Annotated in this window: 21 protein-coding genes; 7 read left to right on the top strand and 14 right to left on the bottom strand. The window is 69.7% G+C overall.

Annotated features, from left to right (window positions below; genetic code table 11):
• Positions 1–304: 304 nt before the first annotated feature.
• Together TCUR_RS18185 and TCUR_RS18180 are read right to left on the bottom strand one after the other, a co-directional pair.
• On the bottom strand, positions 305–562 hold the full coding sequence (locus TCUR_RS18185; RefSeq protein WP_012854011.1) for a WhiB family transcriptional regulator: 258 nt from the start codon (positions 560–562) through the stop codon (positions 305–307).
• Positions 563–852: 290 nt separating this feature from the next.
• Positions 853–1,776, bottom strand: a complete 924-nt coding sequence (locus TCUR_RS18180; RefSeq protein WP_012854010.1) for a diacylglycerol/lipid kinase family protein — start codon at positions 1,774–1,776, stop codon at positions 853–855.
• A 175-nt stretch (positions 1,777–1,951) separates the two neighbouring features.
• Here TCUR_RS18180 and TCUR_RS18175 point away from each other — a divergent pair, with 175 nt between their 5' ends.
• A complete protein-coding gene (locus TCUR_RS18175; RefSeq protein ID WP_245536894.1) occupies positions 1,952–2,323 on the top strand; it encodes a hypothetical protein in 372 nt (123 codons plus the stop codon).
• A gap of 118 nt (positions 2,324–2,441) precedes the next feature.
• Here the strand turns inward: TCUR_RS18175 and TCUR_RS18170 are convergent, their stop codons facing one another.
• From TCUR_RS18170 to sodN, 5 genes are all read right to left on the bottom strand, one after another.
• Entirely contained in the window at positions 2,442–3,272 is an 831-nt protein-coding gene (locus TCUR_RS18170) for an RNA polymerase sigma factor SigF (protein WP_012854008.1), read from the bottom strand.
• A gap of 112 nt (positions 3,273–3,384) precedes the next feature.
• Positions 3,385–3,825, bottom strand: a complete 441-nt coding sequence (locus TCUR_RS18165; protein ID WP_425358345.1) for an ATP-binding protein — start codon at positions 3,823–3,825, stop codon at positions 3,385–3,387.
• A gap of 175 nt (positions 3,826–4,000) precedes the next feature.
• Positions 4,001–4,471 (bottom strand): GNAT family N-acetyltransferase, encoded by a 471-nt coding sequence (locus TCUR_RS18160; RefSeq protein ID WP_012854006.1) that lies wholly within the window; start codon positions 4,469–4,471, stop codon positions 4,001–4,003.
• A 38-nt stretch (positions 4,472–4,509) separates the two neighbouring features.
• Positions 4,510–4,800 carry a hypothetical protein gene (locus tag TCUR_RS18155; RefSeq protein WP_012854005.1) on the bottom strand — a complete coding sequence of 97 codons (291 nt, stop codon included), beginning with the start codon at positions 4,798–4,800 and terminating at the stop codon, positions 4,510–4,512.
• 328 nt (positions 4,801–5,128) lie between these two features.
• Complete coding sequence (gene sodN / locus TCUR_RS18150; protein WP_217265544.1) at positions 5,129–5,530, bottom strand: superoxide dismutase, Ni; 402 nt, start codon at positions 5,528–5,530, stop codon at positions 5,129–5,131.
• Positions 5,531–5,637: 107 nt separating this feature from the next.
• Here sodN and sodX point away from each other — a divergent pair, with 107 nt between their 5' ends.
• Positions 5,638–5,970: a nickel-type superoxide dismutase maturation protease gene (gene sodX, locus TCUR_RS18145; protein WP_012854003.1), complete on the top strand. Its 333-nt coding sequence runs from the start codon at positions 5,638–5,640 to the stop codon at positions 5,968–5,970.
• Between the two features lie 24 nt (positions 5,971–5,994).
• Here the strand turns inward: sodX and TCUR_RS18140 are convergent, their stop codons facing one another.
• The gene (locus TCUR_RS18140; protein ID WP_012854002.1) at positions 5,995–6,546 is read right to left on the bottom strand and encodes a CGNR zinc finger domain-containing protein; all 552 of its coding nucleotides are present in this window, start codon (positions 6,544–6,546) and stop codon (positions 5,995–5,997) included.
• A 348-nt stretch (positions 6,547–6,894) separates the two neighbouring features.
• Positions 6,895–8,094 (bottom strand): NAD(P)-dependent malic enzyme, encoded by a 1,200-nt coding sequence (locus tag TCUR_RS18135; protein WP_012854001.1) that lies wholly within the window; start codon positions 8,092–8,094, stop codon positions 6,895–6,897.
• Positions 8,095–8,509: 415 nt separating this feature from the next.
• Here TCUR_RS18135 and TCUR_RS18130 point away from each other — a divergent pair, with 415 nt between their 5' ends.
• The 5 genes from TCUR_RS18130 to TCUR_RS18110 all read left to right on the top strand — a co-directional run bounded on the left by TCUR_RS18130 (position 8,510) and on the right by TCUR_RS18110 (position 12,984).
• Positions 8,510–9,415 (top strand): ABC transporter substrate-binding protein, encoded by a 906-nt coding sequence (locus TCUR_RS18130; protein ID WP_012854000.1) that lies wholly within the window; start codon positions 8,510–8,512, stop codon positions 9,413–9,415.
• Positions 9,416–9,419: 4 nt separating this feature from the next.
• Complete coding sequence (locus TCUR_RS18125; RefSeq protein ID WP_012853999.1) at positions 9,420–10,331, top strand: amino acid ABC transporter permease; 912 nt, start codon at positions 9,420–9,422, stop codon at positions 10,329–10,331.
• Positions 10,332–10,378: 47 nt separating this feature from the next.
• Entirely contained in the window at positions 10,379–11,131 is a 753-nt protein-coding gene (locus tag TCUR_RS18120) for an amino acid ABC transporter ATP-binding protein (protein ID WP_041442243.1), read from the top strand.
• Positions 11,132–11,197: 66 nt separating this feature from the next.
• Entirely contained in the window at positions 11,198–12,166 is a 969-nt protein-coding gene (locus tag TCUR_RS18115; RefSeq protein ID WP_012853997.1) for a zinc-binding dehydrogenase, read from the top strand.
• A 98-nt stretch (positions 12,167–12,264) separates the two neighbouring features.
• Positions 12,265–12,984, top strand: a complete 720-nt coding sequence (locus TCUR_RS18110) for a Uma2 family endonuclease (protein WP_012853996.1) — start codon at positions 12,265–12,267, stop codon at positions 12,982–12,984.
• On the opposite strand, the gene TCUR_RS18105 is transcribed toward TCUR_RS18110, so the two are convergent.
• From TCUR_RS18105 to TCUR_RS18090, 5 genes are all read right to left on the bottom strand, one after another.
• Positions 12,981–13,697, bottom strand: a complete 717-nt coding sequence (locus tag TCUR_RS18105) for a PadR family transcriptional regulator (protein WP_012853995.1) — start codon at positions 13,695–13,697, stop codon at positions 12,981–12,983. The genes TCUR_RS18110 and TCUR_RS18105 overlap by 4 nt on opposite strands.
• Positions 13,694–14,518, bottom strand: a complete 825-nt coding sequence (locus TCUR_RS18100) for a DUF4097 family beta strand repeat-containing protein (RefSeq protein WP_012853994.1) — start codon at positions 14,516–14,518, stop codon at positions 13,694–13,696. Before TCUR_RS18100 ends, TCUR_RS18105 begins: the two co-directional genes overlap by 4 nt.
• A gap of 139 nt (positions 14,519–14,657) precedes the next feature.
• Positions 14,658–14,831, bottom strand: coding sequence for a DUF6104 family protein (locus TCUR_RS27160; RefSeq protein WP_012853993.1), 174 nt, complete (start codon positions 14,829–14,831; stop codon positions 14,658–14,660).
• A 130-nt stretch (positions 14,832–14,961) separates the two neighbouring features.
• Positions 14,962–18,651 (bottom strand): multifunctional oxoglutarate decarboxylase/oxoglutarate dehydrogenase thiamine pyrophosphate-binding subunit/dihydrolipoyllysine-residue succinyltransferase subunit, encoded by a 3,690-nt coding sequence (locus TCUR_RS18095; protein WP_012853992.1) that lies wholly within the window; start codon positions 18,649–18,651, stop codon positions 14,962–14,964.
• Between the two features lie 463 nt (positions 18,652–19,114).
• Positions 19,115–19,783 carry an AIM24 family protein gene (locus TCUR_RS18090; RefSeq protein ID WP_012853991.1) on the bottom strand — a complete coding sequence of 223 codons (669 nt, stop codon included), beginning with the start codon at positions 19,781–19,783 and terminating at the stop codon, positions 19,115–19,117.
• Positions 19,784–19,942: the final 159 nt, after the last annotated feature.

Raw genomic sequence — 19,942 nt, 5'->3', positions numbered from 1 at the left:
CGTGAACCGAAGGGCTCACCGGAACGTCGAAACGAGCGACGGCCGGCGTGGGCCGCGGCCGGCCGCCAGAAGCATTCCCGGCGGAGGGAGACCGCAGGACGCCACTTCGAGGAGCTGTCTGGATTCAAGGGACCACATCTGCACGGCAAAACCTCCCGGAGGCCGCCTGTCCGCTGGAACCGCTCCGCTGAAACTTGGCCGTTCCATGGGAATCGATGTGGAATTCAGGCCCGGATTTCAGGTCTTCGAGGAGGGACCTTGGGAAAGTGCTGCAGACCGCTTGCGGGCCGTCGCGGCGTGGTGGTCAGTACGCGCGGCCGAGGGCGCGGGCACGGGCCTTGCGGCGCTTGATGGCGCGGCGCTCGTCTTCGCTCATGCCGCCCCATACGCCGGCGTCCTGATTGGACTCCAAAGCCCAGTGCAAACAGGCGTCGATGACCTCGCAACGGCGGCAGACCTGCTTGGCCTCTTCGATCTGCAGCAGGGCCGGGCCGGTGTTCCCGATGGGGAAGAACAGCTCGGGGTCCACGTCACGGCAGGCGGCGAGGTGGCGCCAGTCCATGCGTTCAACTCCTTCGTCAGGGTGGAGGGGTGGCTCCACTTGTGAACTGCTTCACATGTCACGGGCGACCCGGACCCTGGTCGGGTCCCGGGGAGGTCTGTCTGTGGCGCTTTCGATCATGAGGCCGCTGAGCTGGCCTGATGTCGACTGGCGCACTTTGAGCGTGTCAGGGCGCCATCGTGGCACGCAAGACCTTTGAGAAACGTTTCTCAAAGTATGGGCTGTCATATGTGTCACATCGGCGGGTCAAACGTGTGACTTTCGCGTTAACAATACCCGCCCGAGCGAAGTCAGATTACGACGCGTATCGCCTTGGGCACGGAGCGGAATGTGATCTGCCGGCGTTCTCCCAGGTAGTCGCCGTCCAGCTGAAAGGCCATGGGCCGCTGAGCGCGCACCGTGATCTCCTCGGCGTCGTGCACGTTCACCACATGCCGGCCCATCACCGGACGGCCGCCCGGCCGCAACATCCCCGCCACCGCCGACAGCACCGGAAGCACCTGCAAAGAACGCATCCCGAACAGATCCAGCCCGCCGGCGAAGTGCGCGCGCGGACTCGGATTCACCGGATAGCCGCGGATATAAGTCCACGGAGCGGTATTGGCGATGAAGGAAAGGAACACCCCGTCGATCGGCGGGCGTCCCGGCCGTTCCACGGTGAGCGCCGGATGACGGCGGTCGGTGCGGAAGAACTGCCGAAGCGCCATCCCCACATACAGGGCCGGACTGGCGTTGCCCCCCGCCCGGCGCCGCCGCTCCACCGCCCGGATCACCTCGGCGTCCAGTCCCAGCCCCGCGCAGAAGGTGAAGTAGCGGTCGTCGGCCAGCCCCAGCCCGATCGAGCGGTACCGCCCGGCGCGCAGCGCGTCCAGCACCCGCCGGGTCGCGCCCACCGGGTCGCCCGGCAGCCCCAGCGCCCGGGCGAACACGTTGGTGCTGCCGATCGGCACCACCGCCAGCGCGGGCAGCTCGGCGGACGGGCCGTGCGCCAGCAGCCCGTTGACCGTCTCGTTGACCGTCCCGTCGCCGCCGAGCGCCATGACCACGTCGAACTTCTCCTCGGCGGCCCGGCGGGCCAGCTCGGCGGCATGGCCGCGGTGCGCGGTCTCCACCAGCTCCGGATCCACAGCGCCGGAGAACGTCCGCACCAGGAGGTCACGGATCCGCTGCGAGGTGGCGGTGGCCTTGGGATTGGCGATCAGCAGGGCGCGCACGGCGCCAGGTTACCCACGGTAGGGCCGGCCGCCGCAGCAGGGTGAGCGGGAGGATCCGCCCGGCCGGCGGGGGTGATTCCCGCAGTGGCGGCCAAGGCGAGTAGGGTTCGGTTCTGTGTCCGGACGCCGACCTTTCACCGTGACCGCGGCCGCCGCCCTCGAGGGAGCCGAAGGCGTGGCCGCGCTCGGCTTCGGTGCGTTCGTGGCCTGGGAGACCCTGGTCGGTGAGCCGATGGACGTGGTGACCGCCTGGGCCGTGACCGGGATGGCGCTGCTGGGCGGGTGCTGCATGCTGGCGGTCGCCCGCGGGCTGCTGGCCGCCGAGCGCTGGAGCCGCTCCCCGCTGGTGCTGACCCAATTGTTCGCGCTCCCGGTGTCCTGGTCGCTGCTGCAGAGCGAGCAGTACCGCTACGGGGTGCCGCTGATGGCCGCGGCGGTGCTCGCCCTGGTGCTGGTGCTCAGCGGCCCCAGCACCCGCTTCCTGCTGGCGGAGGAGGAGGAGCCGGAGGACAGCGCCGAGGCCGGGCAGGGCCGTCCCCGATCCTGACCGGCCGGCTCGCCGCCGCGATCGTCCGAACGCCGATGAGCCGGGAGGGCGTCACGGTCCCTCCCGGCTCACCGGCGTCGATTCAGGCCGGGTCCTTGCGGCCGGCGGTGTGCTGTGCTCACTCCTCGGCGGTCAGCCCCTCGCGCAGCTGGGCCAGGGTGCGGGCCAGCAGCCGCGACACGTGCATCTGGGAGATGCCCAGCTCGTTGGCGATCTGCGACTGGGTCATGTTGCCGAAGAACCGCAGCAGCAGGATCCGTTTCTCGCGAGCCGGGAGCTTCTCCAGCAGCGGCTTGAGCGACTCGCGGTACTCCACGCCCTCCAGCGAGTCGTCCACCATCCCCAGCGAGTCGGCCACCGCGGGGGCGTCCTCGTCCCCGGAGTCGGGCGCATCCAGCGAGACGGTGGAGTAGGCGTTGGCGGACTCCAGGCCCTCCAGCACCTCCTCCTCGCTCATCTGCAGATGCTCGGCCAGCTCGCTGACGGTGGGCGCGCGGCCCTCCCGCTGCGCCAGGTCACTGATCGCCTTGGTCAGCGACAGCTTCAGCTCCTGCAGCCGGCGGGGCACCCGCACCGCCCAGCCCTTGTCGCGGAAGTGCCGCTTGATCTCCCCCACGATGGTGGGGGTGGCGTAGGTGGAGAACTCCACCCCGCGGTCCAGGTCGAACCGGTCGATCGACTTGATCAGACCGATGGTGGCCACCTGGATCAGGTCGTCCAGCCACTCGCCGCGGTTGCGGAACCGGCGGGCCAGGTACTCCACCAACGGCAGGTGCAGCTCCACCAGCTCGTCGCGGACCCGCTGGCGCTCCGGGTCGCCCTCGGGCAGCTGGTGCAGCCGCTCGAACAGCACCCGCGCCCGGGCGCGGTCGGGTACTCCGCCGGTGTCCGGCCGCTCGTCGGCGGGACCCGGCACACTGCCCTCCGGCAGCGTGATCTTCTCGGTCATCGCGCCACCTCGCCCGGCGGTCGCCGCAGCGGTCGCTCCGCCGTCATCACCGGGCCGGTGCCGACCCGGCCGCAGCCCTCGGCGGACGGGCTGCAGGCAAGCTCATGAAGGTTCACTGTGCCCCCGCCGCTCCACGTCGCTTGCGCAGCGTCACGGTCACCCGGTCATCGGCGCCCACCGCGGAGTCCACATCGCCGGCCAGCGAGGACAGCACCGTCCAGGCGAAGGTGTCGCGGCTGGGCAGTGCGCCGTCCACGGTCAGCACGGACACCGCGATGCGCATGGCGTCCCCGCTCAGCTCGAACTGGCATTCCAGATCGGTGCCGGGCACGGCCTGGGCGAGCAGCATCGCGCACGCCTCGTCCACCGCGATGCGCAGGTCCTCGATCTCATCGAGGGTGAAGTCCAGCCGGGCGGCCAAACCGGCGGTGGCGGTGCGCAGCACGGACAGATACGCGCTGTCGGCGGGCAGCTTGACGGTCACCACGTCACGGACCGCCGATTTGGTGTCGGCCGGCGTCTTTGCTGGCATGGCAGTGGTTTCCTCGGTCACATTTCTCCCTTGGCTGGGCACGCCTCCTTCGAAACTACCGCCTGTCTCGCGTGCCGTGACGCTTCGCCGCGCGTGGGTTTCTCACTTGCCGGCGCATCGCGCCGGCGGTCGGTGCCGGAGATCTTCGCACCCCGCGGGAAACCGCCCATAGCCGGACGCGCGCCATCGGCCCTGCTCAGCGGCGGCCGAGTTCCCGCAGCGCCTCGCCGGTCAGCCGGTAGACCGTCCACTCGTCCTGCGGGAGCGCGCCCAAGGACTTGTAAAAACCGATGGCCGGCTCGTTCCAGTCCAGCACCGACCACTCCACGCGCCGGTAGCCGCGTTCGACGGCGATGCGCGCCAGCTCGGTCAGCAGCGCCTTGCCGTACCCGTGCCCCCGGGCCTGCGGCCGCACGTACAGGTCCTCCAGGTAGATCCCGTGCGTGCCCTTCCAGGTGGAGAAGTTCTCAAACCACAGGGCGAACCCGACGACCTCGCCCTCATGCTCGGCCACGTGCGCGAAGACCTTCGGGTGCGGCCCGAACAGGGCGCGCTGCAGGTCTTCTTCGGTGGCCTCCACCTCCTCGAGCGCCTTTTCGTAGTCGGCCAGCTCGCGGATCAGACGCAGGATCGTCGGGACATCTTGGGGAACAGCAGGTCGAATCACAGGCAGAGGCTACCGCCGCCGCCCACTGCGCCGGACCCTCAGGCGCGGCCGGAGGCCGGGCGGGCGGCCTCGATGCGGGCCCGCACCAGCCGCGGGTGGAAGTAGCTGATCCCGACGCGCTCGTCGCCGGTGACACAGAAGATCTGGTAGCCGTTGCGGCCGTCCTCGTCGGGGCGGGCGAACTCCAGCGGGTCGAACACGCCCAGATCGGTCATCTTCGCGAACCACTTCATCAGGGCGAACTCGTTGGGGAAGGACTCCCGCGTATGCCCGCGCCTGCCGAGGGAGTAACGCACCTCGTAGGTGCAGCCCTCGGGGGGATAGTTCATATCTTCCCCTCCCCCCAGCAGATGGTGCACTGCCGTCCTGTCGCCGTGCTGGTGCCGGTGCCCCGGCATCCCGGGCACCTGCGCGTCGCCGGCTTGGAATGCTTCCCCACGATATAGCCCCCTGTCACATGAGGACCGACCGGCCTCCCGTCCCTCTCTGGTCGGTCCACCGACAGCGTAGGGGGCGCCCCCGCAGGGGGTGTGCAGGACGGGGGAATCGGGCGAAAGCCGGGGACGCGAGGGATGATCCGATCGAGGGCCGCCGGGACGGCGAAGGCCCGCCCGGCGCGCCGGGCGGGCCTTGCCGAGGCATCGGCCTTGGGCCGGGTCAGGACTGCTTGGTCTCCCAGAAGATCTTGTCGATCTCGGCGATCTTGGCCAGCAGCTCCTCGGCCACCTTCACATCCACGCTCTGCTTGGTGCCGGCCGCCCCGGCGAGCTTGGTCGCCTCGTTGAACAGCTGGTGGAGCTGCGGGTACTTCTCAAAGTGGTGCGGCTTGAAGTAGTCGGTCCACAGCACCCACAGGTGCTCCTTGACCAGGTTGGAGCGCTGCTCCTTGATGATCAGCGCCCGGGTGCGGAAGACCGGGTCCTCGTTGGCGTGGTACTTCTCGATGATGGCCTTGACCGACTCGGCCTCGATGCGCGCCTGCGCCGGGTCGTAGACGCCGCACGGCAGGTCGCAGTGCGCAAAGACCGTGGTCTTCGGACGCAGTAGCTTTGCCAGCACCTGCATCGTCCCTTCTCGGTAGCGGATCATGCTCAGGTCACCGACATTACCCCGATGGCCTGGCGTTCGCGCGAGTAGGGGCACGGGTATCCGGAAGGGAGCCGCCGGTGTGGCAGACGGTGGAGGTGTCCGGGGAGTCGATGCTGCCCGCGCTCCGGCCGGGGGACTGGCTGCTGGTGCGGCGCCGGGGCCGTCCCGTCGCGGCCGGGGACGTGGTGGTGGCCCGGCATCCGCGGCGGGCGGGGCTGCTGATCGTCAAGCGGGCCGTACGCCGCACCGCGGAGGGCTGGTGGCTGGAGAGCGACAACCAGCGCGCCGCGGGCCGGCAGGACAGCTGGGACTTCGGCGCCGTCCCCGAGGAGCTGATCGAGGGACGGGTGGTGGCGCGTTATTGGCCGCCGTCGCGCATCACGCTGCTGCGCCGGGGGAGGGGCGGCTGACGCCGGCTTTTCCGGCGCCAAGGCTCACCGGGGGGACTCGCCGTCGGGGCCGGGTGGCGCGTGGGCGGGCCGCGGGTCGTCGGAGCGTGCGGCGCAGTGCTCGCTGCAGTAGCGGCGGGAGCGGTCGGCGGTGGTGTCGAAGAAGACGTTGTCGCAGCCGGCGGCCCGGCAGGTGCCCAGCCGGTCCAGGCCATGGTCGCTGATCTTGACGGCCAGCCCCATGGCGGCGCCGGCGGCGTACCGGTCGGGCACCGAGCCGCCCTCGGTGAGGTGCAGGTGCCAGCGCTGGCCGTCGTGGCCGGACAGCTGGGGCTGGATCGGGTGCTGGATCAGCAGCGTGTTCAGCCGTTCGACGGCCTCCTCCTCATCGCCCCGGGCGGCGGCGGCGAAGATCGCGCGCAGTGACTCGCGCAGCTGGCGCATGGCGTCCAGATCACGGTGGGTGACCCGGCCGCTGAGATGGGGCCTGATCTTCAGCAGCCGTTGCAGGGAGTCCAGGTCGCGCAACGAGTCCTCGGCGGGGGCGGAGCTGTTGACCAGCTCGATCGCCAGGTCTGCGTAAGAAGCGAAGTCCACCGGCACTCCTTATGTGCCGACCCCGGTCCGTCGGCGGCGGTCCGTCGCCGGTATCGAGTATCACATGCGCTGTGCGGGATGGCACCGCGAGAAGGCCGGGAATATGAAATATTGTGCGGTATGCACGCAAAATATTTCCATAATCGTCCGTGCATATACGGGTGTTGTTAAAAATTGACAACCCGCCGTGTGGAGCGATCCAAGCCGTTCCTGGCCGGTGCTCTGCGCCGCCCCCGCGGCTGCGCACCCGGGGCTTTCCCGATGCGCGGCGGGCCGGACGGCCCGGTGAAGGCCGTCCGGCCCGCTGGTGCGCGCGGCCCTGTCGGGCCGCCCGAAAAGACCGGCTTTTCAGATCCGGTTGACGCCCTCCTTGCGGGCCTGCTCGGCCACCGCCGCGGTGACGGCCGGGGCCACCCGCTCATCGAACGGGCTGGGGATCACATAATCCGGGCTCAGGTCATCGCCCACCACGTTCGCCAGCGCCTCGGCGGCGGCCAGCTTCATCCCCTCGGTGATGCTGTGGGCGCGCACGTCCAGCGCGCCGCGGAAGATGCCGGGGAAGGCCAGCACGTTGTTGATCTGGTTGGGGAAGTCGCTGCGGCCGGTGGCGACCACCTTGGCGTGCCGCCGCGCCACATCCGGGTGGACCTCCGGAGTGGGGTTGGACAACGCGAACACGATCGCGTTGTCGGACATGGTGGCGATGCTCTCTTCGCGGACGGTGCTGCCCGACAGCCCGATGAACACGTCGGCGCCGCGCAGCGCGTCCTCGGTGGAGCCCTTGAGGCCGAGCTTGTTGGTGTCGCGGGCCAGCGCCTGCTTGACCGGGTTGAGCCCGTCGCGGCCCTCGTAGATCAGGCCCTTGCTGTCGGAGACGGCGATGTCGCCGATGCCGGCGTTCAGCAGGATCCGGCTGACCGCCACCCCGGAGGCGCCCGCACCGGCCACCACCGCGCGCAGCTCCGACAGCGGCTTGCCGATCAGGCGGGCCGCGTTGCGCAGCGCGGCCAGCGCCACGATGGCGGTGCCGTGCTGGTCGTCGTGGAACACCGGGATGTCCAGCGCCTCGCGCAGCCGGTCTTCGATCTCAAAGCACCGCGGCGCGCTGATGTCCTCCAGGTTGATGCCACCGAAGCTGGGCGCGAGCCGGATCACGGTCTCGACGATCTCGTCGGTGTCGGTGGTGTTCAGCGCGATGGGCACCGAGTCGACGCCGGCGAACTGCTTGAACAGCAGCGCCTTGCCCTCCATGACCGGCATGGAGGCGGCGGGGCCGATGTCGCCGAGCCCCAGCACCGCGGTGCCGTCGGTGACCACGGCCACCACTTTGGAGGTCCAGGTGTACTCGTAGGCCAGTTCCGGATTGTCGGCGATGGCGGTGCACACGCGCGCCACGCCGGGCGTGTAGGCCAGGGACAGATCGTCCTTGTTGCGCACCGGGACAGTGGAGCGGACCTCCAGCTTGCCACCCTTGTGCAGGACGAACGCCGGATCGTTGTCGTAATCGAAGCTTGAATCGGACTCAGCAGCCACAGCGACCCCTGTCATGACGAAACGGCTCTCGATGGAGCGTGTGGGCGATGCCACCCCTGCAGTGCGGTCTAGGTGGCCGTTTCCGGGTGGTCATCTCTTGACGTACGGGGGTCACCCGCTGTCCGATTGTGCCACACGCCTTCCAGGCGACCGTCGGGCGGGTGGAGTGGTCTGTGCCACGATGCCCGTTCTCTGTTTGTTCCCTCCATGAGGGCAGGGTGTGCCCCGTTTTGGGTTACCCGTCACTCCCAACGGCGTACGCTACCGGTACTTGGAGCGGTCCATCCAGGATGTTCCCAGGTAGGAGGGCTGGGCGACCTGTTGTGCGATCGTTTCTTGACCTTAATAGAGACCACCGGTGGTCTAGGACAAGATGTCCTGCAATGCCTTCGATCGGCGAAGGTGCTACGAACTAGTTGAAGGGGGACCTGTGAACACTGGTTCTCTGCGCCGCCGCGCCGTAGCGGCGGGTGCTCTCCTGCTGACGGGTGCCCTGGTCCTGTCCGCCTGTGGCGACGACGGCGGGGAATCCGGGGCCGGTTCCGACACCACCGTAACCCAGGACGCCGCGCTGGCGGCCATGGTCCCCGATGCCATCAAGAGCGACGGCAAGATCAAGGTCGGCACCGACGCCTCCTACCCGCCGAACGAGTCGATCGACCCGTCCACCCAGGAGATCGTCGGCTGGGATGTGGAGCTGTTCAAGGCCGTGGCGGCCAAACTCGGCCTGAAGGCCGAGTTCGAGAACGCCGGTTTCGACACCATCATCCCGGGCGTCCAGTCGGGCAAGTACGAGATCGGCGTGTCGTCCTTCACAGATGACAAGGAACGCGAGAAAGCCGTCGACTTCGTCACCTACTACTCGGCGGGCACCGCCTGGGCCGCCCCCAGGGGCAACCCCAAGAACGTCAACCCCGACGACGCCTGCGGCCTGACCATCGGCGTGCAGCAGGGCACCGTTCAGGTGAAGGACCTGGAGGAGCGCAGCAAGAAGTGCACCGAGGCCGGCAAGCCGGCCATCAAGACCGTGGTGCGCAAGCAGCAGACCGAGGTCAACAACGACCTGGTGGCGGGCAAGATCGACGCCATGGCGGCCGACTCCCCGGTGGTGGGCGGCGCGGTCAAGACCACCGGCAAGCTGGAGATCATCGGTCAGGTCTACGACACCGCACCCTACGGCTACGCGATCAACAAGAACGCCGGGCAGTTCAAGGAGGCCGTCCTGGGGGCGATCAAGGCGCTGATCGCCGACGGCACCTACATGAAGATCCTCAAGGAACACGGCGTGGAGTCCGGCGCCATCACCGAGCCGGTGATCAACGGAGCCCAGAGCTGACTTCATGACCGTCAACGGAGACGTGGAGAAGGGACGGCCCGAGGCGATCCGGGCCGTCCCCGTCCGGCATCCCGGGCGCTGGGCCGGGGCCGCGGTGGTGCTGGTCCTGGCCGCGATGTTCGTGCACTTCCTGCTCTACAACCCGGCCTTCAACTGGAGCGAGCAGTGGAAGTACCTGTTCTCTGAGCCGGTCCTCAAAGGCGTCCGCAACACCATCTGGCTGACGGTCGCGGCGATGGCCGGCGGGATCGCGCTCGGCGTCGTGCTGGCGCTGATGCGGATGTCGCCCAACCCCCTGCTGAAGGGGGCGGCCTTCGTCTACCTGTGGTTCTTCCGCGGCACTCCGCTCTACACCCAGCTGCTGATCTGGGGCGCCATCGGGGCGCTCATCCCCACCATCGGCATCGGCATCCCCTTCGGCCCGGAGTTCCACACCTGGCAGACCCAGAAGCTGATCAACGTGGCGCTGGCCGCGGCGCTGGGGCTGATCCTCAACGAGGCCGCCTACATGGCCGAGATCGTCCGGGCCGGCATCCTGTCGGTGGACCCCGGCCAGCAGGAGGCGGCCAGCGCCCTGGGCATGTCCCGGATGCAGACCATGCGCCGCATCGTGCTGCCGCAGGCCATGCGGGTGATCGTGCCGCCCACCGGCAACGAGACCATCTCGATGCTCAAGAACACCTCGCTGGTGGCGGCGGTGCCGTACGCGGAGCTGACCTTCACCGCGCAGACCATCTACGCCAGCACCTACCAGATCATCCCGATGCTGATCATGGCGTGCCTGTGGTACCTGTTCCTGTCCACGCTGCTGATGATCGGCCAGTACTACCTGGAACGGCACTTCAGCCGGGGCGTGGGGAACTCCGGCCGCGGCAGGGGCGGGCTGCGCGCGCTGCGCGGAGGAGGTGGCCAGTGACCGTTGACAAGACGACCGTCACAGACTCGAAGGCCGAGCGTCCCCCGATGGTCAAGGCCGAGCAGGTGCACAAGAGCTTCGGCCACCTGGAGGTGCTCAAGGGCATCGACCTGGAGGTCCAGCCCGGCGAGGTCATGTGCATGATCGGCCCGTCCGGCTCGGGCAAGTCCACCTTCCTGCGGTGCATCAACCACCTGGAGAAGATCGACGCCGGGCGGCTGTGGGTGGACGGCCATCTGGTCGGCTACCGGGAGAAAGGCGGCAAGCTCTATGAGCTGCGCGACCGCGAGGTGGCCGCGCAGCGCCGCGACATCGGCATGGTCTTCCAGCGGTTCAACCTCTTCCCCCACATGACGGCGCTGGAGAACGTCATGGAGGCGCCGGTCCGGGTGAAGAAGGAGCCCAAGGACGCCGTCCGCGAGCGGGCGCGGGCGCTGCTGGAGCGGGTGGGGCTGGCCGACAAGATGCACAGCTACCCCGCCCAGCTGTCCGGCGGCCAGCAGCAGCGGGTGGCCATCGCCCGCGCGCTGGCCATGCAGCCCAAGCTGATGCTGTTCGACGAGCCCACCTCCGCGCTCGACCCCGAGCTGGTCGGCGAGGTGCTGGAGGTGATGAAGCGGCTGGCCCTGGACGGCATGACGATGATCGTGGTCACCCACGAGATCGGGTTCGCCCGCGAGGTCGGCGACTCGCTGGTCTTCATGGACGGCGGCGTGGTGGTCGAGTCGGGGCCGCCGCGCGAGGTGCTGGCCAACCCGCAACATCCGCGGACCCGGGACTTTCTGTCCAAGGTCCTGTGAGGCCGGGCACGGCGGCCCGCGCCCCCGGTCGGGCGGCGCGGGCCGCCGGCGTCTAAGGTGGGCGCCATGTTCGCTGTCTACGCTGCACGTTTCGACGCCGACAACCCGCTGAACGGCCTGGAGCTGGGGGAGCGCCCCGAACCCGAGGCGCCCGAGGGCTGGACGACCGTCACCGTCAAGGCCGCCTCCCTCAACCACCACGACCTGTGGACGCTGCGCGGCGTCGGCATCCGCCAGGAGCAGCTGCCGATGATCCTCGGCTGTGACGCGGCCGGGGTGGACGCCGACGGCAACGAGGTCATCGTGCACTCGGTGATCGGCGACCCGGACGCCGGCGGCGGCGATGAGACCCTCGACCCGCGCCGCTCCCTGCTGTCGGAGCGCCACCAGGGCACCTTCGCCGAGCAGGTGATCGTGCCGCGCCGCAACCTGGTGCCCAAGCCCAAGGAGCTGTCGTTCGAGGAGGCGGCCTGCCTGCCCACCGCCTGGCTGACCGCCTACCGGATGCTGTTCGACAAGGCCGAGCTGCAGCCCGGCGCGACCGTGCTGGTGCAGGGCGCCGGCGGCGGGGTGGCCACCGCCCTGATCGCGCTCGGCGCGGCCGCCGGCTACCGGGTGTGGGCCACCAGCCGCAGCGAGGCCAAGCGCAAGCGGGCGCTGGAGCTGGGCGCCGAGGCGGTCTTCGAGCCCGGGGCGCGCCTGCCGGAGCGGGTGGACGCGGTGATGGAGACCGTCGGCCAGGCCACCTGGTCGCACTCGCTGAAGTCGCTGCGTCCCGGCGGCCGCATCGTGGTCAGCGGCGCCACCACCGGCCAGCTGCCCCCCGCCGAGCTCAACCGGGTGTTCTTCCTGCAGCTGTCGGTGGTCGGCTCCACCATGGGCACCCGCGACCAGCTGGTCCGCCTGTCCCGCTTCCTGGTCACCAGCGGCCTCCGCCCGCCGATCGACCGCACCCTGCCGCTGGCGCGGGCCCGCGAGGGCTTTGCCGTCATGGCCGAAGGCGACCTCTTCGGAAAGATCGTCTTCACGCCCTGACGGCGGGCTCCCTAGCGGATCGCACCGCTGTGGGTACGCTGAGTGCGTATGACTCCCATGATGACCGGGAGCCGATCGTGAGGAAGGAGTCACCCGGCGTGAGCGTCGCCGCCGGGCTTTCGATGGCCGCTTCCGGACGTGCCGGCGGCGCGCCGTCCCACGGGGTCGCCGCCGAGGTGCACAGCGCGTGCCTGCTCCCGGACACCCCCTACCGGCTGTGGGAGCGCGGTGAACTCCACGAGGTGCTCGCCCTTCCTCACGACGGCACCAGGGTCGAGGTCATCGATGGGGAGATCTACGTATCACCGGCTCCGGTCATGCCGCACAACCGGATCATCGACAAGATCGCTGAGGCGTTCTGGGCCGCGCGGGCCGCTGATCCGGAGTGCGTGTGGGAGTGCACGCAGGGCACGGGCCTGCGTGTGCCGGAGCGGGAGACGGGCTGCGTGCCCGACCTCATCGTGGCCGAATCCGAGATCCTCAACGCCGCCTGGGAGGCAGGGGCCCCTTATCTCACGCCCGACCAGGTGGAGATGACCGTCGAGGTCACCTCCAAATCGAACGCGGCGGCCGATCGCCAGCCGACGAGCCTGCGCCCCAACACCAAGTGGCAGCTTTACGCACGCCTGGGGATCCCCTGCTATCTGCTCGTCGACCGTGATCCCCGGGCCGCTCAGGTCACCTTGTACTCGGCGCCGGACCGGGCCGCCGGGGCCTACCTGCAGCACCGGGTATGGAACTTCGGCGAGACCGTCAAGCTGCCGGAGCCGTTCGGGATCGAGATCCCCACCGAGCTGTGGCGGCCCTGGAAGGACTAGCGGTCGAGGATCTCGGTGCGGATCCGGGCGGCGGTCTCCTCCAGCAGTGACTGGACCGCCGCCAGGTCCGCCTCGGTCAGGCCGGAGCGCCTGGCGCTCTTGCGGACGTTGTCGGCGAACTTGCGCAGCGCGCGCTCCAGTTTGATGCGGTTGGCCTCCTCGGCGGTGCCGGTGGCGGTGCACCAGGCCTCGTCCCAGCTCTGCCGCCACTCCTCCATCAGGGCCTGGCTCTGCTCGCGCCAGTGCCCCTTGTGCCGCCGCCACTCCTCCTTGTGCCGCTCCCTGACCTCCCGCCAGGTCTCCTTGGAGGCGGTACGGCCCTGCTTGCGCATCTCGCGGGCGGCCTGGGTCAGCTCCTCGCGCAGCGAGCGGACGGTCTGGCGGACGTCCTGCTGCAGCTCGCGGGCGAACTGCTGGGCCGAGGCGGCGATCTCCTCCTCCAGGTCGGCCAGCTCGTCCATGCGGCGCTCCAGCTCGGCACGGCCGGCGTCGGTGAGCGAGTAGACCTTCTTGCCCTTGATCACCTCGTGGGTGACCAGGCCGTCGGCCTCCAGCCGGGCCAGGCGCGGGTAGATGGTGCCGGGGGAGGGGGAGTAGACCCCCAAGAAGCGGTCCTGCAGCAGCCGGATCACCTCATAGCCGTGCCGCGGGCTCTCCTCCAGCAGCTTGAGCAGGTACAGGCGCAGCCGGCCGTGGCCGAAGACGGGGCTCACTTGTCCTCCACTCCCGTGCCGGCCTTGGCCGGATCATCGGGCTTGCTGAGCAGCGTGATGCCGCCGGAGATCGTGTTGACGACCAGCTGCCCGGCTCCGTCGCCGAGCGTGCCGCTGACGTTCGTGGCCACCGGGCGGTCGTACCGTTGCAGACCGGGGAACGAGGTGTCGATCCGGCCGGCCGCCGAGCCGAGCTGGACCTTCGCCGAGGTCGATTCCGGCAGCCGCAGCGCCACCTCCCCGGAGACGGTGCTGACGGTCATGGCGCACCCGTTGACCGGCGCCACGTCCGCGGCGATGCGGCCGGAGACGGTGCGGGCGCCCAGGCTCTCCAGCGAGCCTCCGGCCAGGGTGAGGTCGCCGGAGACGGAGGTGAAGTTCACCGCGCCGTCCACCCCTTGCGCCTCGATCCGCCCGGAGACGGTGTTGGCGTCGATCTGTCCCTTCACCCCGTCCAGCGTGACGTCGCCCGTCGCGCTCTTGATGGCGGCGCGGGCCGACAGACCGGTGATGACCGCGTCGGCGGAGACCAGGTTGAGCTGGACGGGGCACTCGCGGGGGACGGTCACCGTGACGGTGGCGCGGGCCCGCTGGTTGCGCAGCCAGCCGAGCATGCCCTCCAGGATCCGCTCGTGGGCGATGGTCAGCATGCCCGCCTCGTGGCTGACCAGCAACGGCGGCCCGTGGACCTCACTGACCAGCACGGACGGCGCCTCGTCGGAGGCCAGCACGTTGATGTTGCCGGCGATCATGGTGGCCTTCAGGGCGACCACGCCGTCGAACTCCAGCGTCGCCGTGCTGTCGATCGTCCAACGCGACATCGCATGCCGCCTTTCGTGCCCGTGCCTTGGGGATGACGCGACCGGACTGTGCCGAGTAACACGATATGTCGCGTCCTGGCAAAGTCAAGACATGTCGCTTTTCGGCGAGTCACCGGCGCGGAAGCGGCCCGTGACGGTTTCAGTCCTCATCGTCCAGCCGGGCCAGCCAGGTGGCCAGCCGATCGATCGGCGTTTCGAACTCGGGGTTCAAATCCACGAACTCGCGCAGCCGCTCGGCCACCCAGTCCAAGGTGACCTCCTCCGAACCGCGCCGCTGCGACAGTTCCTCGATTCCACGGTCGGTGAAGTACATGTACCGATCCTTTCAGCGAACCGTTTTCCCCGCGGAAACCGCGCCCGGTTCGGCACGGTGACATGGGCGAGGGCCCCGGAAGACGCTTCCGGGGCCCTCCAAGGGAAACCGTGTGGACGGCTCGGCGTGCTCAGTCCGGGAAGACCTGCTGCAGCAGGGCCTCCTGCTCGATGGCGTGCATCTTGGCCGAGCCCACCGCCGGCGAGGAGCTGGCCGGGCGGGAGATCCGGTGCAGCGGCCGGCCCTCCAGCAGCGGCCCCAGGGTGAGCGCCAGGTACGGCCAGGCGCCCTGGTTGGCCGGCTCGTCCTGCACCACCACCAGCTGCGCGTCGGCGGGGTACTTGGCCAGCTCGGCCTTCAGCTCCGCCACCGGCAGCGGGTACAGCCGCTCCAGCCGGATCACCGCGGTGTCGGTGACGCCCTTCTTGGCCCGCCGCTCCACCACCTCGTAGTAGATCTTGCCGGTGGTGATCAGCACCCGCTTGACGCCGGACGGCTCGATCGCGCCCTGCTCGCCGATGACCGGCTGGAAGGCGCCGGAGGTGAACTGCGCGACCGGCGAGGCCGCCCCCTTGTGCCGCAGCAGCGACTTGGGGGTGAACACGATCAGCGGCTTGCGGCGCTGGGAGAGCACCTGCCAGCGCAGCAGGTGGAAGTAGTTGGCCGCGGTGGTCGGGTAGACCACCGTCACGTTGTCCTGGGCGCACAGCTGCAGGAACCGCTCGATGCGGGCCGAGGAGTGGTCCGGGCCCTGGCCCTCATAGCCGTGCGGCAGCAGCAGCGTCACCGACGAGCGCTGGCCCCACTTCTGCTCCCCGGAGACCACGAACTCGTCGATGATCGACTGGGCGCCGTTGGCGAAGTCGCCGAACTGCGCCTCCCAGCACACCAGCGCGTCCGGGCGGGTCAGCGAGTAGCCGTACTCAAAGCCCATCGCGGCGAACTCGCTCAGCAGCGAGTCGTGCACGTAGAACTTCGACACGCCCTTGTCGAACCGCTTGAGCGGGGTGTGCTCCTCGCCGGTCTTGCGGTCCACCAGCACCGCGTGCCGCTGGCCGAAGGTGCCGCGCCGGGAGTCCTGGCCGACCAGCCGCACCGGGTGCCCGTCGATCAGCAGCGAGCCGAACGCCAGCAGCTCGGCGGTGGCCCAGTCCACCGAGTCGTCGGAGATCGCCTGGGCGCGGCGCTGCAGGATCGGCTGCAGCCGCGGGTGCACGGTGAAGCCCTCGGGCAGGTCGACCTGGGTCTCGATGATCTGCTTGATGGTCTCCAGATCGATCGCGGTCCCGGCCGCCCCGTGGTCGATCGGGACGTGCTCGGGCTCGGCCGGCTTGATCACCGAACCGGGCTCCGGCGACTTGGCCAGCGCCTCCCTGGTCTCGGTGAAGGCCCGCTCCAGCTGCTCCTGGTAGTCGCGCAGCGCCTGCTCGGCCTCCTCCACCGTGATGTCGCCCCGGCCGATCAGCGCCTCGGTGTACAGCTTGCGCACCGAGCGCTTGGCGTCGATCAGGTCGTACATCAGCGGCTGGGTGAAGGAGGGGTTGTCGGACTCGTTGTGGCCCCGCCGCCGGTAGCAGACCATGTCGATGACGACGTCCTTCTTGAACGCCTGGCGGTACTCGAAGGCCAACCGCGCCACCCGGGCGCACGCCTCGGGGTCGTCGCCGTTGACGTGGAAGATCGGGGCCTGGATCATCCGGGCCACGTCGGTGGCGTACACCGACGAGCGCGAGTGCTGCGGGGCGGTGGTGAAGCCGACCTGGTTGTTGACCACGATGTGCACGGTGCCGCCGGTGCGGTAGCCGCGCAGCTGCGACAGGTTCAGCGTCTCGGCCACCACACCCTGCCCGGCGAAGGCCGCGTCGCCGTGGATCAGCACCGGCAGCACGGTGAAGCCGGCCTCGCCGACGTCCAGGATGTCCTGCTTGGCGCGGACCACGCCCTCCAGCACCGGGTTGACCGCCTCCAGGTGGGAGGGGTTGGCCACCAGCGAGACGCGGATCTTGGCGCCGTCGTGGGACTCGAAGTCGCCCTCGGCGCCCAGGTGGTACTTGACGTCGCCGGAGCCCTGGGCGCTGCGCGGGTCGAGGTTGCCCTCGAACTCGCTGAAGATCTGCGCGTAGGACTTGCCGACGATGTTGGCCAGCACGTTCAGCCGGCCGCGGTGGGCCATGCCGATGACGACCTCGTCCAGCCGGGCGCGGGCCGCCGCGCTGATCACCGAGTCCAGCAGCGGGATCAGCGACTCGCCGCCCTCCAGCGAAAAGCGCTTCTGCCCGACGAACTTGGTCTGCAGGAACGTCTCGAACGCCTCGGCGCTGTTGAGCCGCCGCAGGATGTGCAGCTGCTCCTCGCGGCTGGGCTTGGGGTGGGGGACCTCCACCCGCTGCTGGATCCAGGCCCGCTCCTCGGGGTCCTGGATGTGCATGTACTCGATGCCGACGGTGCGGCAGTAGGAGTCGCGCAGCACGCCCAGGATCTCGCGCAGCTTCATCTTCGGCTTGCCGCCGAAACCGCCGGTGGCGAACTCCCGCTCCAGGTCCCACAGGGTCAGCCCGTGCTGCAGGATGTCCAGGTCGGGGTGGCGGCGCTGCTTGTACTCCAGCGGGTCGGTGTCGGCCATCAGGTGGCCGCGGACCCGGTAGGCGTGGATCAGCTCGTGGACGCGGGCGACCTTGTCGACGTCGTCCTCGTGGCTGGCGGAGATGTCCTGCACCCAGCGCACCGGCTCATACGGGATGCGCAGCGCCTCGAAGATCTCGTCGTAGAAGCCGTCCTCGCCCAGCAGCAGCTGGTGGATGCGGCGCAGGAACTCCCCGGACTGGGCGCCCTGGATGATGCGGTGGTCGTAGGTGGAGGTCAGCGTCATGACCTTGCTGATCCCCATCCGCGCCAGCGTCTCGTCGGAGGCCCCGGCGAACTCGGCCGGGTACTCCATGGCGCCGGCGCCGATGATCGTGCCCTGGCCCGGCATCAGGCGCGGCACCGAGTGCACGGTGCCGATGGTGCCCGGGTTGGTCAGGCTGATCGTGGTGCCCTGGAAGTCCTCCAGGGTCAGCTTGCCGGCGCGGGCCTTGCGGACCAGCTCCTCATAGGCCGCCCAGAACTGGCGGAAGTCGAGGGTCTCGGCGGCCTTGATGGAGGGCACCACCAGCTGCCGCTGGCCGTCCTCCTTCTTCAGGTCGATGGCCAGGCCCAAATTGACGTGCTCGGGCTTGACCAGCACCGGCTTGCCGTCGACCTCGGCGTAGCTGTAATTCATCTCCGGCATCGTCTTCAGCGCCCGCACCACGGCGAAGCCCAGCAGGTGCGTGAAGGACACCTTGCCGCCGCGGCCGCGGCGCAGATGGTTGTTGATGACGATGCGGTTGTCGATGAGCAGCTTGGCCGGCACCGCGCGGACGCTGGTGGCGGTCGGCACCTGGAGGCTGGCCTCCATGTTGGCGACCGTCCGGGCGGCCACCCCCTTCAGCCGGACCTCCTCGGCGCCGGCCGGCACCGCGGCCGGAGCGGCCTTTTCCGGCTTGGCCTTGGCAGGCGGGGGCGCGGCCCTGCCGTCGCCGCCGGGCGCTTTGACGGGCGGCGCGGCGGCCGCCGGGGCACCGTTGGCGCTCGGTGCCCCACCCGGCGCGGTCGCTGTGGCCCCCTGCGCGGACGGCCGGGAGTCCGGCTGGTAGTCCGCGAAGAAGTTCCACCAGGCCTGGTCAACGGAGTTCGGGTCTTCGAGGTACTTCTGGTACAGCTCGTCGACCAGCCACTCGTTGGCGCCAAAGTCTGTGGTTCTCGGGTCGGCACTGGTACGCGACGACTCTGTCGACACGGCGGGGATCGCCCCTCTTCCGCAGCTCGCAAGTTAAATCTGAATCGAGACAAGGCTACTCGCCTCGGACCCGGACGACGGTAGCCGCAGGACCGCCTTCGGCCGGTGACCCCTGATTATGGCCACGTCGCCCACGGGGGCCGGAGGGTTTCGGCAAGATCGTCAACATCCGGGAAAGGCCGGGCATTCCGTCGCCTTGCCCTACCCGCCCGCTCGGCCGTTACTCCGGCCGGCCCGTCCCGGCGGGCGCTCTTGCCGGAGATAAAACCCTGACCTGGGATGATGCGTGGCCGTAACCGGCCATGCCGGGCGGCGGGCCGCCCCTTGCGCGGGCTGCAGATCCCCGGCCGCCCAGGTTGCGCGCCGCGCGGCGCTCGGCGGCCCTTCCCGGTGCGGCGTCTTTGCGGGCCGCAGCGGGTGCGTCGAGGCCGTCACCGCCATTGGCGGGGACCGGACGGCGAGGTCAGTGGCTGTGCGGCGGGACGACCGGGCCCTCGCTGGCCTGCACCAGCACGAAGCCCTGCCCGTGGAAGGCCAGCTGCATCGCCTCGCCGCTGCCGCGCCCGATCAGCGCGCCCGCCTTGAAGGTGCGGTTGACGCCCACCTGCAGCCCGGCGCTCCAGCAGACCGCCGACTGGGCGTCCACGAACGTCGGGGCGCGCCCGGGGTCCAGCATGACCGGGGTGCCGTGCGCGGTGACCGCCACCCAGCCGGTGCCCGACAAGGTGGTGTTGAACAGCCCGCCGGCCACGATGCCGGCGCCCTGCACCCGCTGGATGTCGGAGTGCAGGTGCGCGTCCCAGGCCAGGACGTTGGCGCCGTTGACCGTCAGCGTCTCGTTCTCCAGGTAGAACAGGTGGATGTCGTCGGCGTTGTGCGCCAGGAACAGCAGGCCCTGCCCCCGCACCCGCATGGTGGGCACGCCCTCGCCGGTCAGCGCCTTCTTCAGGAAGCGCCCGACGCTGCCGGAGCCCTGGTAGTCGAAGTCCATCTGCCCCTGGAAGGCCACCATCGACCCCTGGCGGGCCAGCACCTCCCCGTTGAGGTGGACGCGGAGCATCTTGGAGTTCTGCAGGGCGAAATGCCCGGGGAGCTGTGCCTGCTCCATGTTGCCGAAGAACGGGCTGCGCATCGTCTGGGTCTCTCTGGCTCATGGCCGCGCCGGAGGGCGGCCCGCGTGCGTGCTCATGGCCTCGCCGCGCCTGACGGCGGAAGAGACGCCTTCAGCACCGGGAGCGGGGATCACACGTCACGGACTTTGCGGATACGAGCCGTCAGCATAACGGCGTTC

The sequence above is a fragment of the Thermomonospora curvata DSM 43183 genome (assembly GCF_000024385.1).
In the GTDB taxonomy this organism is placed as follows: Bacteria; Actinomycetota; Actinomycetes; order Streptosporangiales; family Streptosporangiaceae; genus Thermomonospora; species Thermomonospora curvata.
This window is presented reverse-complemented; position numbering and strand designations above follow the sequence as displayed.

Excerpts from the sequence above, each read along its gene's own strand:
- TCUR_RS18120 (WP_041442243.1), top strand. The coding sequence starts at position 10,379 with ATGGTCAAGGCCGAGCAGGTGCACAAGAGCTTCGGCCACCTGGAGGTG.
- TCUR_RS18090 (WP_012853991.1), bottom strand. The coding sequence starts at position 19,783 with ATGCGCAGCCCGTTCTTCGGCAACATGGAGCAGGCACAGCTCCCCGGG.
- TCUR_RS18185 (WP_012854011.1), bottom strand. The coding sequence starts at position 562 with ATGGACTGGCGCCACCTCGCCGCCTGCCGTGACGTGGACCCCGAGCTG.
- TCUR_RS18170 (WP_012854008.1), bottom strand. The coding sequence starts at position 3,272 with ATGACCGAGAAGATCACGCTGCCGGAGGGCAGTGTGCCGGGTCCCGCC.
- TCUR_RS18115 (WP_012853997.1), top strand. The coding sequence starts at position 11,198 with ATGTTCGCTGTCTACGCTGCACGTTTCGACGCCGACAACCCGCTGAAC.
- TCUR_RS18135 (WP_012854001.1), bottom strand. The coding sequence starts at position 8,094 with ATGACAGGGGTCGCTGTGGCTGCTGAGTCCGATTCAAGCTTCGATTAC.
- TCUR_RS18125 (WP_012853999.1), top strand. The coding sequence starts at position 9,420 with ATGACCGTCAACGGAGACGTGGAGAAGGGACGGCCCGAGGCGATCCGG.
- TCUR_RS27160 (WP_012853993.1), bottom strand. The coding sequence starts at position 14,831 with ATGTACTTCACCGACCGTGGAATCGAGGAACTGTCGCAGCGGCGCGGT.
- TCUR_RS18100 (WP_012853994.1), bottom strand. The coding sequence starts at position 14,518 with ATGTCGCGTTGGACGATCGACAGCACGGCGACGCTGGAGTTCGACGGC.
- TCUR_RS18155 (WP_012854005.1), bottom strand. The coding sequence starts at position 4,800 with ATGAACTATCCCCCCGAGGGCTGCACCTACGAGGTGCGTTACTCCCTC.